Origin of the sequence: Micromonospora sp. A3M-1-15, assembly GCF_024213425.1 — a bacterium.
In the GTDB taxonomy this organism is placed as follows: domain Bacteria; phylum Actinomycetota; class Actinomycetes; order Mycobacteriales; family Micromonosporaceae; genus Micromonospora; species Micromonospora chersina.
The window spans coordinates 108,812-123,974 of record NZ_JANAVK010000008.1 but is presented as its reverse complement, the minus strand read 5'-3'; the positions used below and the strand labels follow the sequence as shown (position 1 = coordinate 123,974).

The window sequence follows — 15,163 nt, the reverse complement described above, 5'->3', positions numbered from 1 at the left end:
CGACCACGTACTTACCGGGGACGTAAGGATGAACATCGAGGTATGGGTCCGGGCGTTGAAGGCCGCCCGGGCCGGTGCGGACGTCTCCCAGGAAGGGCTGGCGGCCACGATCAGGTGGAGCCCGTCCACGGTGGCCGCCATCGAGACGGGGCGACGCCGGCCGACCATGGAGTTCGCCGTCGCCGCCGACCAGGCCCTCGGCACCGGCGGCCTCCTCACCCAACTTCTGAAGACCGCCGACCAGGAGCGCGGCCCGTCATGGTTCGTGCCGTGGCGTGGCTACGAGCAGCAGGCGGTCAGGCTCCGCGCCTTCGAGGCGTGCCTGGTCCCGGGGCTGTTGCAGACCGAGGACTACGCCCGTGCGGTGATCTCGACCGGCGGCCTGCATCCGCCCGGCACCGTTGACGAACTGGTGGCCGTTCGACTGGAGCGGCAACAACTGCTGCACCGCGACGAGCCGCCGCACTGTGTGTTCCTGCTGGACGAAACCGCCGTCCGACGGCCGGTCGGTGGGCCGGCGGTCCTCGATGCTCAGCTCGCGCGCCTGCTGGAGGTGGCCGAGCTGCCGGCTGTGCGGCTGCATGTCGTCCCGCTCGCCGTCGGCGAGCATGCCGGGCTCGGTGGCGGCTTCGTGCTGGCCGAGTTGCCGGACTCCGAGCGGGTGCTCTACCTGGAGAATGCCGCGCGGGGACACGTCATCGACGACCCCGGGACCATCGGCTTGATCGAGCGGAAGTGGGATAGCCTCCTCGGCGAAGCGCTGTCCACGGGAGCCTCACTGGATCTGATCCGGAAGTTGAAGGTGACGCCATGACCACCGCCGAGCCCCGCTGGCGCACGTCGTCGCGATCGACGGACTCCGGCGGCAACTGCGTCGAGGTGGCGGACAACCTGCCCGGGGTGGTGCTGGTGCGGGACAGCAAGGACCCGTCCGGGCCCACGCTCGCCTTCACCCCGGACGCCTGGCGTTCCCTGGTCACGAGCCTGCGGCGGCCCGGGCTCGACTGAGGGCCGTACCGTGCCGGGCATGTCTCTCGTCTCGCCGCAGCAGCTCGCCCAGGAGCGCGTCGTCAGCGCCGACGCCATCCTCGGGGGTCAGGTCGACCTGCGTGCCTACCCGCACCGGCACCTCGTGGTCACCGCGAAGCACTCCTGGGGACGCAGCGGGTTCCGGCCGCTCATGGAGGCGGTCGAGCACCTGTCGAACTACGGCTGGGAGCTGGTCAACGTGACAAGCGTCGGCGACGGGCACCACCTCTACGCGGCCATGCGCCGCACGGCCTGACCGGACTACGCGGCGAGGGAGCGGCGGGCGGCGGCCAGCACCTCGGGGTCGGCGCAGCCCGCGGCGTACCCGGCGATCCGGCGGCGGATGTCGCGGCGCAGCAGCCAGACCCCGATCCGCTCGGCGACCGGGCGCAGGAACGCCGGCCGGCACCGGAAGTTGTACCGCCAGGTGGCCAGGGTCGTGCCCGGCTCCGGGCCCGGGGCGAACCGCCACCCGCCGCCGAACCGCTCGAAGAACCAGGGCCCGCGGACCATCTTCATGCCCACGTTTGTCGGCGGTGCCCAGGAGACGTATTCGCTGACCATCACGAGGCCGTGCCGGGAGCGGGTGAAGGTGCGCACGCCCCGGCCGGGGCGGGTCGCCCCGTCGACGAAGTGCTGCTCGCGGACGAACGGGTCCCAGCGGTAGCGGACCGGCGCCACGGTCTGCGACACCGCGAAGGCCAGCTCCGGGGGGACCGGCACGGTGGTCACCGCCTCGACGACCGGCATCAGCGCCTCGGCGTGACGGCGGCCAGCAGCTCCGGCTGCCGGTGGTCCAGCACGTCCCCGGCCAGGTACGCGCCGAGCAGCGCGGCGCCCAGCCCGTACGCCAGGCCGACCGGCAGGGCCAGCCAGAGCCAGACGTCGCCGAGCAGCGCGGCGGCCACCACCACGGGTAGCCCCGCCACCGCCGAGGCCACCATCGACACCAGGGCGTACAGGCTCTTCGCGATCCCGGCGCCGGTGTTCATGGCGAACGGGTTGCTGGTCTCCGGCAGCGCGTAGCCGCCGAGCACCGAGACCGTCGCGTTGATCGCCAGCCCGCAGCCGTACGCGGCGAACAGCCCGCCGGCCATCAGGCCCAGCCAGCCGGGTCGCCCGAGCACGACGGCCAGCACCACGGCGACCGTGCCGAGGATCGGCACCACGTAGAGCGAGAACGCGACCATCCGGGCCCGCAGCTCCACCCGCCCCGGCACGCCCGCCACCACGTTGGCCGCGTACGCGCTGCCGTCGAAGCCGAACTGGTTGGCCAGGGTCACCGAGGCGAGCACCCCGACGAAGAGCATCGAGAGGCTGACCACGACCGGGGACGCATCGGCGGTGGCCTGACCGAACGCGGCCCCGCCCTCGGTGGCGAACCGGGAGCCGCCCAGGTTGACCATCAGCGGCACGAAGATGCCGACCACCGCCACGGTGATCAGGTTGGCCCGCCGCCGGGCGTCCCGCCACCAGTAGCGGCACTCCCGGGCGACCAGCGCGCCGAACCGGTCCCGCCGCGCCCAGCCGACGGCCCGGGGGAAGAGCTGCCCGACCGCGCCGGCGGCCGCCGCGCCACGCCGGTCCCGGGCCGGCCCGGCGCTCGCCGCGCCCACCATGGCCGACTCCAGCGACCGCGACCACCAGAGAAGGAGTACGCCGATCGCCGCCACGGTGATCAGCAGCTTCAGCACGGCGGCCCAGGCCCGGCCCTCGGCCACGTCGACGCCGGCCGTCCAGGGCGCCCCGAACGGGGTCCAGCCGACCACCCGGGCCACCCCGGTCAACCGGTCCCAGTCGGCCTGCTGAACCGCGCCGAGCACCAGCAGCTGCAACGGGCCGAGCAGCGCGGCGAGCACCGCGAGCAGCACGGCGGCCAGGTCGCGTACCCGGCGGGAGCGGAGCATGGTGGCGAAGGCGCTGGTCACCGCGCGCGCGGCGGCCACGCAGAGCAGCAGGCCGAGGAGCACCCCGAGCACCGCGACCAGCGCGGCGAACCAGCCGCCCAGCGCGCCGGCGGTGACCACCAGCCCGGCGACCGTGACCAGGGTCGCCAGCACCGGGACGCTGACCAGGGCGGCCGCGAACAGCCCGGTGACCAGGGTGCGGCGGGAGAGCGGGAGCAGCGCGAACCGGGCCGGGTCCAGGGTCTCGTCCACGCCGAAGAAGACCAGCGGCAGCAGCAGCCAGCCGAGGGTCAGCAAACCGCCGCCGAACGCGGCGGTCATCAGCGCGTACCGGGACTCGCCGGCCAGGCCGGGCGCGGCGAGCAGGAAGAAGCCCCCGGCGGCGAACCAGAGCCCGAACAGCACGCCGCCCACGAACAGCGCGATCCGCCACGCCTGGCCGCGGAAGTTGTTGCGCAGCACCCGCAGCTTGAGACGGACGAAGTGCCGGGGCGAGACGGCCCGGGCCGGCCGCTCGGCCGCGGTCACCGGGACAGCCACGACAGCTCCTCGCCCGTCGCCGTACGCCCGCCGACCACCTCGACGAAGACCTCCTCCAGCGACCGGTCGCCGCGCACCTCGGTGAGCGTGCCGACCCGCTTGATCCGGCCGTCGGCCAGGATCGCCACGTGCGAGCAGAGCCGCTCGACCACCTCCATGACGTGGCTGGAGAAGACCACCGTGCCGCCGCCCACGACGTAGCGGTGCAGGATGTCCCGGATCAGCGCCGCGGACACCGGGTCGACGGCCTCGAACGGCTCGTCCAGCACCAGCAGCCGGGGGCCGTGCAGCAGCGCGCAGGCCAGGCCGATCTTCTTCTTCATGCCGGCCGAGTAGTCGACCACCAGGGTGCGGCCGGCGTCGCTGAGCGCCAGCACGTCGAGCAGCTCCGCCGCCCGCTGGTCGACCACCGCCGGGTCCATGCCGCGCAGCAGACCCTGGTACGCCAGCAGCTCCGCCCCGCTGAGCCGGTCGAAGAGGCGTACCCCGTCGGGCATCACGCCGAGCAGCCCCTTGGCGCGCACCGGGTCGGCCCAGACGTCGTACCCGAGGACCCGGGCCTGTCCGGCGTCGGGCCGCAGCAGGCCGACGGCCATGGAGAGGGTGGTCGTCTTGCCGGCCCCGTTCGGGCCGAGCAGCCCGTAGAACGAGCCCGTCGGCACGTCGAGGTCGACGCCGGCGACCGCCACCTTGGTGTCGAACCGCTTGGCCAGGCCACGGAGGGACAGCGCCGGGTGCTGATCGGTCATGCCCCCGACCGTAGCCCGCCGCCACCAGCGGTCGCTCCGGCCGAAGGATGATCTTCCCGTCCTCCCTGAGCCGTACGGCCGACCGCTAGAGGCGCAGCGACTCCGGGGTGTGCAGGCGGAGCATCGTGACGCCGACGTCCCGGGGCAGCCGCCGACGGGTGGCCATCGACACCGCCACCATCACGGTGAACGCGAGCGGCACCGTCCACGCGGCCGGCTGGGTGGTGAGCGTGGCCGGCCAGCCGGACAGCGGCGGGCCGAGCACCGTGAGCAGCACCGCGCCGATCGCGGCGCCGCCGCCCACCAGCACCCCGGCGGCGGCGCCCAGGTCGGTCAGGCCGCGCCACCAGATGCCGAGGACCAGCAGCGGGCAGAAACTCGACGCGGCCACCGCGAAGGCCAGCCCCACCACCTGGGAGACGTCCAGCCCGGAGACGTTGAGCGCGAGCACCGCCGGCACCCCGCCGGCGATCACCGTGGCCAGCCGGAAGCCGCGAACCGAGCCGCGGCCGAGGACGTCCGTGGAGATCACCCCGGCCACGCTCGTGAGCAGGCCGGACGAGGTGGAGAGGAAGGCCGCGAACGCGCCCGCGGCCACCAGCGCGGCGAGCAGCCGGCCGGTGGTGCCGTCGCCCAGCGTCGCACCGGGCAGCAGCACCACCACGGCGTCGGTCTGCCCGGTGACCAGCAGTTGCGGCGTGTAGATCCGGCCCAGCACGCCGTAGATCGTGGGCAGCAGGTAGAACACGCCGACCAGGGCGAGCACCACCAGCGTGGTGCGCCGGGCGGCGGCGCCGTCGGGGTTCGTGTAGAAGCGCACCAGCACGTGTGGCAGGCCCATGGTGCCGAGGAAGGTGGCCAGGATCAGCGAGTACGTCCCGAACAGGCCCCGGTCGTCGTCGCCGGCCGTGTCCGGCAGCAGCCAGTCGGTGGCGTCGGTGGCCGTGCCGGAGACCTCCGGCACCGGGTCGCCGGCGGCGAAGTCGAGACGGTCGCCGGGGCGTACCTCCCGGATGTCGCCGTCGGGCAGGGTGAGCGTCGCGCGGTGCTCGACCACCACGGTGGTCGCGGTCCGGAACATCGGCCCGTCGGGCGGGGTCACCGCCGGGCGGGCGTCGGCCTGCCACTGCAACGCCAGGAAGATCGCGGGTACGGCCAGCGCCGTGAGCTTCAACCAGTATTGGAAAGCCTGCACGAAGGTGATCGCCCGCATCCCGCCCAGCGCCACGTTCGCGGTGACCACCACGGCGACCAGCAGCGCCCCCACCGGGTAGGGCGAACCGGCCACCGTGGCCAGGGTCAGCCCGGCGCCCTGGAGCTGTGGCACCAGGTAGAGCCAGCCGATGAAGATCACGAAGACGGTGGCCAGCTTCCGCAGCCGCCGCGAGCCGAGCCGCACCTCGCAGAAGTCGGGCAGGGTGAACGCGCCGGAGCGGCGCAGCGGGGCGGCCACGAAGAGCAGCAGCGCCAGGTAGCCGGCGGCGAAGCCGACCGGGTACCAGAGCACGTCGACGCCGTACTTGAGGATCAGCCCGGCCACGCCCAGGAAGCTCGCCGCCGACAGGTACTCCCCGCCGATGGCGGCGGCGTTCCAGGTCGGGCTGATCGCGCGGGAGGCGACCAGGAAGTCGGAGGTGGTCCGGGCCAGCCGCAGCCCGTAGAAGCCGATCCCGACGGTGACCAGGGTGACCGCCACGATCGCGGGGACCACGTAGCCGTTGGACATCAGCGCTCCGGCCGCTGGACCAGGTCGGTGAAGTCCTGCTCGTTCCGTTCCGCCAGCCGCACGTACGCCCAGCCGACCCCGATGAGGAACGGGAAGGCGACCACCCCGAGCAGCAGCCAGGGCAGGTTGACGCCCAGCAGGGTGACCCGGCCGACCGACGGCGCGATGGCGAAGAGCCACGGCAGGCCGCCCAGCCCGATCAGCACCAGCAGGCTCAGCCGCAGGGCGAGCGAGAGCTGGGCCCGCATGAGGCCCCGCACCAGCGTCTCGCCCACCCGGGTCTGCTGGGTCAGCTCGGAGCGGGTGCGGTCGGCGCGGCTGGCCGGCCGGGAGACCTCGGCCAGCACGACGCGGGTCCGGGCCGGCTGCGGGGCGCGCGGAACGGGCACCGGAGCCGCCTGCGCGGGCCGCCCCGGAACGTCCCGCTCCTCCGCTCCGGTCATCCACGGCAGTCTCGCCTGATCAGCGGGAATGTCAAGGGCACCGGGAGGGAGCTGTGCACAACTTGTGGATAACGCTTCACTCCTGTGGACAACCCGGTGGATGACGTCCGCCTCGTTGTGGACGACGGAGCGGGATGCCAGGGTGATCCGGTAGAGAGGAGGTGTGACGGTGACCAGCCCAGCTCGTCCCGGCGGCGGCGCCTGGACGGTGGACGACCTCCAGGATCTCCCGGAGGACGGCCAGGACTACGAGATCTTCGACGGGAGCCTGCTCGTGTCCCCCCACGCGGACGTCTTCCACGGCGCGATCGCCAACCGCCTCCGCCGCCTCCTCGACCGGCAGGCCCCACCCGGCCTGCTCGTCGGGCAGGACATCGGCGTCAGCGCGAAGCGCTCGTCGTACTTCGTCCCGGATCTCTTCGTGGCCCGGGAGGACGCCCTCGACCGGGGCGGCCCCGCGCTGGCCCCGGCCGACGTCCTCCTCGTGGTCGAGGTCGTCTCGCCCGGCAACGCCGGCCGTGACCTGGTCCTGAAGCGGCACGAGTATGGGGTGGCCGGCATCCCCTGCTACTGGCTGGTCGAGCCGCGCAAGCAGACCCTGACCGTGCTGGAGCAGGTCGGCGGGGCCTACCGCGAGGCCGCCGTGCTCACCGCGACCGACGTCCTCCGGACCGACGAGCCCTTCCCGCTGGCGCTGCCGGTCGGCGACATCTTCTGATGGTGTCGGCGCGGCCCTGGGAGACCGCGCCGACACCTCCTCACTCCAGTCCGACCCGTACCGGGTCGGCGGTGGCCGAGCCGAGCCAGGTGTGTGGGTTGCCGAACCAGCACCAGCCCAGCTTCGGCGCGCCCTGGCTGATCCAGAGCGCCGGCACCCGCTTGTCGCCGCAGCGGGAGCCGACCAGCGAGAAGCACCGGTTGCTGGCCAGTGCCGGCGGGTGCAGGGTGACGAAGGCGAGGCCCTCGTCGATGGTGATCGGCAGCCGGCCCCGCTCGGTCATGTCGGCCAGGGCGGTCGAGGGCGGCTGGTTCCGGTACTCCTCGCCCCGGTCGACGTCGAAGAGCAGGTACGCCGGCCCGGCCGGCACCTCCAGCTCCTTGATCGGGTCGAATGTCGGCAGGTCGTCGGCGGGGAAGTTCCGGTCGAGGATGCCGGGCTTCCGTTTGCCGGCGAGCGTGGTCAGCGCGATCCGCTCCTGGACGGGCACCAGCTCGCGGGTGGTCACCAGCAGGAACGGCACCCGCCCGTCGGTGGGTGCGGCCAGCTCTGCCGTCCCTTCGACGGCGGCCCCGCGCAGCGGGTCGAGCAGGTCACGGAAGGCGTGCTCGGTCAGCCCGGCCAGGGCGGGGTAGCCGAGCAGCACCAGGCGGTCGAGTTGACGGTCGAATTCGGTCGCGGCGTCGTAGCGGCTGTCGGACATGCGGCCTCCACTTGTCGTACGGCGTCCCGTACAGCGTACGACAACGGGCGCGTATTCCCGTCCGACGGAAAGAATTCTTGATCAGCGGTTCCAGTCCTGCTTGGCCGCGCGGACCAGCTTGTCCTTCAGCTCCCGGGTGTGCCGGCGGCTCACCGGCAGCTCGGTCCCGTCGATCACCACCACGTAGCCGGAGTTGACCAGCCGCAGCTCGGCGATCAGCTTGAGCTGCACCAGGTAGGACCGGTGGATCCGGACGAACCCGGCGTCGGCCCACCGCTCGGCCAGGGTGGCCAGCGAGACCCGGACCAGGTGCGAACCGTCCGACGTGTGCAGCCGGGCGTAGTCGCCCTGCGCCTCCACCCAGCGCACCGCCGAGCGGGGCAGCATCCGGGTGGTGCCGGCCAGCTCGATCGGGATGGTCGGGTCCTCCTCGGCCCGCGCAAGCGCCGCCGGGTGCGAGGGGACCACCCGCGCGCCGATCACCCGGCGCAGCGACTCGGCCAGCCGCTCGGCGCGGACCGGCTTGCGCACGTAGTCCGTGGCGCCCAGGTCGAAGGCGTCCACCGCGCCGTCGTCGTACGCCGTCACGAAGACGATCGCCGGCGGCCGGGCGAACCGGCGGAGCACCCGGGCCAGCTCCATGCCGTCCAGACCGGGCATCCGGATGTCCAGGAAGACCACGTCCACGTCGCTGTCGCGCAGCACCCGCAGCGCCTCGGTAGCGTCGCCGGCGGTGTCCAGCCGGGCCACCCGGGGATCGGCCCGCAGGTGGTACGCCAGCTCGTCCAGCGCCGGCGGCTCGTCGTCGACCGCCAGCACGCGGAGAAACCCGGTCGCCGCGTTCATGACGTCGCCCGTACCCCGGGGTGGAACTTCGGCACCCGCATGCTGACCTTCGTACCCGAGCCCAGGCCGGTCTCGACGACCAGGCCGAAGCGGTCCCCGAAGGCCGACCGGAGCCGCTCGTCGACGTTCGAGAGGCCGACGTGCTGGCCCGGGTCGTCGGCCGGGTCGCTGCCGGCGCCGGAGACCTCGGCCATGCCGGCGGTCAGCGTCGTCGGATCCATCCCCACCCCGTCGTCCTCCACCGTGATGTGGCACTCGGCGCCCGCGTCCCGGGCCTCGATGCTCACCATGCCGGTGCCCGGCTTGCGGGACAACCCGTGGCGGACCGCGTTCTCCACCAACGGCTGGAGGCAGAGGAACGGCAGGGTCACCGGCAGCACCTCCGGCGCGATCTGCAGGCGCACCTGGAGCCGCTCGCCGAAGCGGGCCCGCTCGATGGTCAGGTAGCGGTCGATCGAGCGCAGCTCCTCGGCGAGCGTGGTGAACTCCCCGTGCGCCCGGAACGAGTACCGCGTGAACTCGGCGAACTCCAGGATCAGCTCGCGGGCCCGCTCCGGGTCGGTCCGGACGAACGAGCCGATCGCGGTCAGCGCGTTGTAGATGAAGTGCGGGCTGATCTGGGCGCGCAGCGCGCGTACCTCGGCCCGGGCCAGGCGCTCCCGGGAGGAGTCCAGCTCGGCCAGGGCGAGCTGGTCGCCGGCCCAGTGCGCGGTCTCCAGGGTCGCCTGCACGAGGCCCGGGGCCGGCTGCTCGTCGGCCACCGCCACCAGCGCCCCGACCACCCGGCCGTCGGCGCTCAGCGGGGCCACCACGGCGCCCCGGACCGGGCAGTCGACCAGGTCGCAGTGCAGCTCCGACTCGCGCAGCACGGTCGAGCGCCCGACGCCGACGGCCTTCCGGGCCGCCGCGAGCAGCTGGTCGCCGTGGTGCGCGCCCTGCCCGTCGAGGGCGAGCAGGACCTCCCGGTCCGTGAGGGCCAGCCCGGCCGCACCCACCAGTGCCCGCAGATGGCGTACGGCCTTCGCCGCGCCCGCCGCGCTCAGGCCGCCCCGCAGCGGCTCGGCGGCGAGCCCGGCGGTGTGCAGCACCTCGTACGTGGCCCGCTGGGTGGCCGTGGCGATGCCCCGGCGGGCGCGCAGCCGCAGCACCGCCCAGAGCGCCGCGGCCAGCGCGGTGACCAGCGAGACGACGCCGAACACGGCCGAGAGGTTGCCACCCACGACACAGATCCTGGCCGGTGCCGCCCGCTACGCCAACCCGGCGTCGTCCGCCGGTCGCCTAGCGGCGGGGTGGCAGCGCCGGGACGACACCGCCCAGCGGGTCCGCCAGCAGCTCCACGAAGCCCAGCTCGGCGGCACCGACCAGGGTGGCGTCGTCGCCGAGCGCCGAGGTGCCCAGCCGTACCCGCTCCTTCGCCACGGGCAGCACGTTGTCGGCGATGCGGGTACGGACCTGGTCCGCCGCGCCGGGGTAGACGTCGCGCAGCATTCCGCCGAAGATCACGATGCCCGGGTTGAAGAGGTTGATCAGATTGGCCACGCCGACTCCGAGCCAGTCACCGATGCGGTGCAGCGCCTCGCGAGCTGCCGGATCGCCGCGGCCGGCGTCGGACACCACCTCCCGCAGGGCGTCGCGGCCGAACAGGTCGGCGGGCCGCCCGGCGGCGTCGAGCAGGGCCCGCTCGCCGACCTCCGCCTCCAGGCAGCCGTGGGAGCCGCACCCGCAGGGCCGCCCGTGATGCGGGTTGACCACCATGTGCCCCAGCTCGCAGGCGTAGCCGCCGTCACCGTCGAGCAGCTTGCCGCCGACGATGATCCCGCCTCCCACGCCGACATCGCCATGTAGGTAGATCATGTTCTGGAAGCCGAGGCCCGCGCCGCGTCGCTGCTCGGCGAGCGCCCCGAGATGGGCCTCGTTGCCCACCGGCACCGGCCGGGCCAGGCCCAGCCGGCGGCCGAGTTCCGGACCGAACGCCTGGTCCACCCATCCCATGTCCGGACCGAACCGGACCATCCCGTCGCCCGGCCGGATCATGCCGCAGTACGACGCGCCGAGCCCGACACACACCGCCTCCGGCGGCGCCGCCTCGTGCAGTTGGCGGCCGAACCCGGCGAGGACCTCGACCACCCGGTCGAGGTCGGCGCCGGCGCGGGGGCGGGCCGCCCACCGGCGGTCCAGGATGACGCCGCCCAGCCCGACGCGCGCGGCGGTCAGCCAGTCCACGGCGACGTCGAACGCCAGCACGTACACCCCGGTGGTCTCCGGTCGCACGACCAGCGACGGCCGGCCGGTCCGGCCGGTGTCCGTCGGCGCCTCCTCGCGGACCAGTCCCGCGGCGGTGAGCTCCAGGGTCAGGGCCATGATCGTGCTGCGGTTCAGGCCCATCCGCTCGGCCAGCGCCGCCCGGGAGACCGAACCGTCGAGATGGACGTGCCGGAGCAGGGTGCCGAGGTTGCGCCGGCGGATCTCCTCCTGGAGCAACGTGACCTCCCGCGTCGGTCGCTCCGGCCGGTCCGCCTAGTAGGCGCCCTTGCGGGCGAGCACCACCCCGACGGTCCGCCACAGGATGCTCAGGTCGTACGCCAGCGACCAGTTGTCGACGTAGTAGAGGTCGAGCCGGACCGCCTCGTCCCAGGAGAGGTCGGAGCGGCCGGAAACCTGCCACAGCCCGGTCATGCCCGGGCGGACCAGCAGCCGGCGCCGGACGTCGCCCAGGAAGTCGCCGTCGTCGGCGGGGAGCGGGCGCGGGCCGACCAGCGACATCTCGCCCCAGAGCACGTTGATGAGCTGGGGCAGCTCGTCCAGCGAGGAGGCGCGCAGGAAGCGGCCCACCGGGAAGACCCGGGGATCCTGCTTCATCTTGAACAGCATGCCGTCGGTCTCGTTCTGGTCGACCAGGCCGGCCAGCCGCTCCTCGGCGTCGACGTACATGGTGCGGAACTTCCAGACCCGGAAGGTCCGGCCCTCGTGCCCGACCCGGGGCTGCCGGAAGAAGACCGGCCCGCGGTCGGAGATCCGGATGGCGATGGCGACCGCGGCGAAGAGCGGGGCCAGCAGCAGCAGGCCCAGCCCGGCGCCGACCCGGTCCATCAGGCTCTTGGCGAGCAGGGCCGGCCCGGACAGGGTCGGCTCCTCGACGTGCAGCAGCGGCAGGCCCTCGATGGGGCGGATGTGCACCCGGGGGCCCGCGATGTCGGTGAGCTGGGGAGCGACCACCAGGTCGACGCCGGAGCCCTCCAGCTGCCAGGCCATCCGGCGCAGCTCGCCCGGCTCGGCGCTGGCCGAGCCGCAGACCGCGATGGTGTCCCCGCCGACCTCCCGCACGAGCGCGAGCACGTCCCGGCCGGCGTAGACCGGCACCGGCGTCTCGATGCCCCGGGCGGCGGCGTACCCGTCGGTGAGGTGGATGGCCACCGGGACCAGGCCGGCTCCCGGGTTGCGGGTGACCGCGGTGAAGACCTCCAGGCACTCCGGCAGGGTGCCGACCAGCACCATCCGGTGCCCGGCCTGGCCGACCCGGCGGCGGAGCGCGTGCAGCGTGGCCCGGGCGATCATCCGGCCGAGCAGGATCAACAGCATCGCCCCGAGCAGCGCGAAGCCGACCGTCCACCGGGACAGCGAGTAGGTCTTCGTCGCGAACGCGATGAAGGAGACGGTGGCGGCGACCGCCACGCCGGCCCGGGTCACCCGCTTGAACTCGTCCGGCCCGAGGCCGAGGTAGCGCCGGTCGTAGGCCCGGTTGCCCCACAGGATGAGCAGCCAGCCGAGCGGCAGCAGCACGAACGCGACCGTGTAGAACCACGACTGGGGCGCGTGCCGGAAGCCCGAGTCGGCCTGCTCGAAGATCTGGATTGCCAGCAGGCTGGCCAGCGCCGCCGCGCCGAAGTCGAGCAGCAGCAGGATGGCGATGTAGGGGCGATGCCAGCGGGACACCCGGCGCCGGGCACGGGCCCACGCCAACCGGGGTACGCCGTTGTGCGACGGCGGAGTCGGCGGCTGGATCTCGAAGCTGTCGACGTGCCGCACGCTCTTGCTCCGGCCTGTGTTGGTTACCGGGCGCTGGAGGCTTGTCGTCACCTCAACCAGTGTCCTCCCGCATGACGCGCGCCCTCACTCGCCGTGAGGGCCCGGGTCGCCCACCGTCCCAGTCTCCCACGCGGGCCCGGCCCGGACCGCCCCCAGAGGGAGAAGCCGTCCGACGATGCTCGCGAGGATCTGGCCGGCTTCGAGTCGGTTGTGAAGCCGGGGACCGAGCCACTATACCGATGGATGGCGGCCCCGGTAGAGGTGCGGAGTGGGACCTTCCACGATCCCGGGACGATTCCTCTCCGTAATCGCGGAGTGCGGTTACTCACCGTACGAGGCGGGACAACCGTCGGTCAGCCAGCGGCTTGCCGCCGGTCTGACAGGTGGGGCAGTACTGGAGGCTCGAATCGGCGAACGACACCTCCCGCACCAGGTCGCCACAGACCGGGCACGGCAGCCCCTTCCGGGCGTGCACCTTGAGCCCGGAGCGCTTCTCACCCTTGAGCTCCGCGGCCCGCTGCCCCATCGAGCGCCGGACCGCGTCGCCGAGCACCGCGCGCGTCGCCGCGTGCAACGTGGCGAGCTGGTCGTCGGTCAGCCGGTCGGTGATCGCGAACGGGGAGAGCTTCGCCGCGTGCAGGATCTCGTCGGAGTAGGCGTTGCCGATCCCGGCCAGCACCGACTGGTCGGTCAGCACCCCCTTGACCTGCCCCCGGCGGCTGCGCAGCCGGCTGGCGAAGGTGGCCAGGTCGGCCTCCAGGGCGTCCGGGCCCAGCTTCCCCACCCCGGGCACCATGGCCGGGTCGGTCACCAGGTACGCGGCCAGCTTCTTCTGCGTGCCCGCCTCGGTCAGGTCGAAGCCGGAGCCGTCGTCGAGGCGGACCCGAAGGGCGATCGGACCCTTGCCGGGGCGCAGTGGGGCGGCCGACGGGAACGCCTCCCGGTAGTGCAGCCAGCCCGCCCGGGCCAGGTGCACCACCAGGTGCAGGCCCTCGTCGAACCGGACGTCGAGGAACTTCCCGTGCCGGCCCGCGCCGGTGACCGTCCGGCCGGCGACCGCGCTCGGCGGCGGGTCGTACGTCTTCAGCGCGCTGATCGCGGCCACCTCGACCCGCTCGACGCGGCGGCCGACCGCCCGCTCGCGCAGGTAGCCGGCGAGCGCTTCCACCTCCGGTAGTTCAGGCACCGTACAAAGGTAGCCTTCTTTCCCGTGAGAATCGTGGTGGCGCACAACCGGTACCGGGAAGCCCAGCCCTCCGGCGAGAACACCATCGTCGACGCGGAGATCGCCCAGCTCACCGCGGCCGGGGTGGAGGTGCTGCCGTTCCTGCGCAGCTCCGACGAGATCCCCGCGATGTCGAAGCCGGCCAAGGCGCTGCTGCCGATCTCGCCGATCTGGGCCCCGAAGGCCCAGCACGACCTGGACCGCCTGCTCGCCGAGCACCGGCCGGACGTGCTGCACCTGCACAACCCGTACCCTTTGCTCTCGCCGTGGGTGGTGCGGACCGCGCACAAGCGTGGGGTGCCGGTAGTGCAGACGGTGCACAACTACCGCCAGGTCTGTTCCTCCGGGCTCTACTTCCGGGACGGGATGATCTGCCAGGACTGCCGGGGCCGGGCGCTGGGCGTGCCGGCGATCGTGCACCGCTGCTACCGGGGCTCCCGGGCGCAGAGCGCGCTGATGGCCACCACGCTCGCCGTGCACCGCCCGACCTGGAAGTCCGTGGACCGGTACATCGCGCTCACCACGGCGGTCGCCGACCACCTGCGGGACTACGGCATCCCGGACGAGCGGATCGTGGTCAAGCCCAACGCGGTGCCCGACCCGGGGACCCCGGCGCCGCCCGGTGACGGGTTCCTCTTCATGGGCCGGCTGAGCCCGGAGAAGGGGCTCGACCTGCTGCTGACGGCGTGGCGGCGGCACCCGGTGGGCTCGCTGGGCCCGCTGCGGATCGCCGGTGACGGCGAGCTGCGGCCGCTGGCCGAGGCGGCCGCCGCCGAGCGGCCCGACGTGGTCTACCTGGGCCAGCTCGACCGGCCCGGCGTGCGCGCCGCGCTGGCCGACAGCGCCGTGGTGCTGGCGACCTCCACCTGGCACGACGTGCTGCCCACCGTGATCATCGAGGCGCTGGCCAGCGGCCGGCCGGTGCTCGGCACCGCCCTGGGCGGCATCCCGTACCTGGTCGGCGCCGACGATCCCCGGGAGCCCGCCGGCACCGGCCCGGCCGAGGTAGCCACCGCGGCGCCCGGCGACGGGCACGTCTCCCTGCCGCGGGGGGTTCAGCGCGGCGAGGCCGGCTGGGTGGTGGCGCCCGACCCGGAGGCGCTGGCCGCGGCCCTCCCGGTGGCCCGGGCCGGCGCGGCGACACTCGCCCCCGCGGCCCGCACCCGCTACGAGCGCACCTTCCACCCCGACGTGGTGACAAAGCGCCTCATCGACATCTACGCCGACGTCGCCCGCACCCGCCGCTGACCC

16 protein-coding genes are annotated in these 15,163 nt (G+C 73.6%); 5 read left to right on the top strand and 11 right to left on the bottom strand.

Annotated elements, in window-relative coordinates:
- Positions 1 to 28: 28 nt before the first annotated feature.
- The 3 genes from NLX85_RS30840 to NLX85_RS30830 are packed head-to-tail and all read left to right on the top strand — an operon-like array spanning position 29 to position 1,285.
- Positions 29 to 814, top strand: coding sequence for a helix-turn-helix transcriptional regulator (locus NLX85_RS30840; RefSeq protein ID WP_254341130.1), 786 nt, complete (start codon positions 29 to 31; stop codon positions 812 to 814).
- Positions 811 to 1,008 (top strand): DUF397 domain-containing protein, encoded by a 198-nt coding sequence (locus NLX85_RS30835; protein WP_254341128.1) that lies wholly within the window; start codon positions 811 to 813, stop codon positions 1,006 to 1,008. Before NLX85_RS30840 ends, NLX85_RS30835 begins: the two co-directional genes overlap by 4 nt.
- A gap of 19 nt (positions 1,009 to 1,027) precedes the next feature.
- Positions 1,028 to 1,285 carry a hypothetical protein gene (locus NLX85_RS30830; RefSeq protein WP_254341126.1) on the top strand — a complete coding sequence of 86 codons (258 nt, stop codon included), beginning with the start codon at positions 1,028 to 1,030 and terminating at the stop codon, positions 1,283 to 1,285.
- Between the two features lie 5 nt (positions 1,286 to 1,290).
- Here NLX85_RS30830 and NLX85_RS30825 read toward each other — a convergent pair whose 3' ends face one another.
- The 5 genes from NLX85_RS30825 to NLX85_RS30805 form a co-directional block, all read right to left on the bottom strand.
- Entirely contained in the window at positions 1,291 to 1,779 is a 489-nt protein-coding gene (locus NLX85_RS30825; RefSeq protein ID WP_254341125.1) for an SRPBCC family protein, read from the bottom strand.
- Complete coding sequence (locus NLX85_RS30820) at positions 1,779 to 3,476, bottom strand: ABC transporter permease (RefSeq protein WP_254341124.1); 1,698 nt, start codon at positions 3,474 to 3,476, stop codon at positions 1,779 to 1,781. The genes NLX85_RS30825 and NLX85_RS30820 overlap by 1 nt, the downstream gene beginning before the upstream one ends.
- Positions 3,461 to 4,225 (bottom strand): ABC transporter ATP-binding protein, encoded by a 765-nt coding sequence (locus NLX85_RS30815; protein ID WP_254341123.1) that lies wholly within the window; start codon positions 4,223 to 4,225, stop codon positions 3,461 to 3,463. The genes NLX85_RS30820 and NLX85_RS30815 overlap by 16 nt, the downstream gene beginning before the upstream one ends.
- An 85-nt stretch (positions 4,226 to 4,310) precedes the next feature.
- A complete protein-coding gene (locus NLX85_RS30810; protein ID WP_254341122.1) occupies positions 4,311 to 5,951 on the bottom strand; it encodes a cation acetate symporter in 1,641 nt (546 codons plus the stop codon).
- Positions 5,951 to 6,394, bottom strand: coding sequence for a hypothetical protein (locus NLX85_RS30805; protein ID WP_254341121.1), 444 nt, complete (start codon positions 6,392 to 6,394; stop codon positions 5,951 to 5,953). The genes NLX85_RS30810 and NLX85_RS30805 overlap by 1 nt, the downstream gene beginning before the upstream one ends.
- A 169-nt stretch (positions 6,395 to 6,563) precedes the next feature.
- Between NLX85_RS30805 and NLX85_RS30800 the strand changes: the two genes are divergently transcribed.
- The gene (locus NLX85_RS30800; protein ID WP_254341120.1) at positions 6,564 to 7,112 is read left to right on the top strand and encodes a Uma2 family endonuclease; all 549 of its coding nucleotides are present in this window, start codon (positions 6,564 to 6,566) and stop codon (positions 7,110 to 7,112) included.
- A gap of 40 nt (positions 7,113 to 7,152) precedes the next feature.
- On the opposite strand, the gene NLX85_RS30795 is transcribed toward NLX85_RS30800, so the two are convergent.
- The 6 genes from NLX85_RS30795 to NLX85_RS30770 all read right to left on the bottom strand — a co-directional run bounded on the left by NLX85_RS30795 (position 7,153) and on the right by NLX85_RS30770 (position 13,873).
- Positions 7,153 to 7,815: a DUF5701 family protein gene (locus NLX85_RS30795; RefSeq protein WP_254341119.1), complete on the bottom strand. Its 663-nt coding sequence runs from the start codon at positions 7,813 to 7,815 to the stop codon at positions 7,153 to 7,155.
- 81 nt (positions 7,816 to 7,896) lie between these two features.
- Complete coding sequence (locus NLX85_RS30790; RefSeq protein WP_091316510.1) at positions 7,897 to 8,661, bottom strand: LytTR family DNA-binding domain-containing protein; 765 nt, start codon at positions 8,659 to 8,661, stop codon at positions 7,897 to 7,899.
- Complete coding sequence (locus tag NLX85_RS30785) at positions 8,658 to 9,881, bottom strand: sensor histidine kinase (protein WP_254341118.1); 1,224 nt, start codon at positions 9,879 to 9,881, stop codon at positions 8,658 to 8,660. The genes NLX85_RS30790 and NLX85_RS30785 overlap by 4 nt, the downstream gene beginning before the upstream one ends.
- Before the next feature lie 58 nt (positions 9,882 to 9,939).
- Positions 9,940 to 11,142: an ROK family transcriptional regulator gene (locus NLX85_RS30780; RefSeq protein WP_254341117.1), complete on the bottom strand. Its 1,203-nt coding sequence runs from the start codon at positions 11,140 to 11,142 to the stop codon at positions 9,940 to 9,942.
- Positions 11,143 to 11,178: 36 nt separating this feature from the next.
- Positions 11,179 to 12,687 (bottom strand): sugar transferase, encoded by a 1,509-nt coding sequence (locus tag NLX85_RS30775; protein ID WP_254341404.1) that lies wholly within the window; start codon positions 12,685 to 12,687, stop codon positions 11,179 to 11,181.
- Positions 12,688 to 13,012: 325 nt separating this feature from the next.
- On the bottom strand, positions 13,013 to 13,873 hold the full coding sequence (locus NLX85_RS30770) for an Fpg/Nei family DNA glycosylase (protein WP_254341116.1): 861 nt from the start codon (positions 13,871 to 13,873) through the stop codon (positions 13,013 to 13,015).
- 24 nt (positions 13,874 to 13,897) lie between these two features.
- On the opposite strand from NLX85_RS30770, the gene NLX85_RS30765 reads away from it, so the two are divergent.
- A complete protein-coding gene (locus tag NLX85_RS30765; protein WP_254341115.1) occupies positions 13,898 to 15,160 on the top strand; it encodes a glycosyltransferase family 4 protein in 1,263 nt (420 codons plus the stop codon).
- Positions 15,161 to 15,163: the final 3 nt, after the last annotated feature.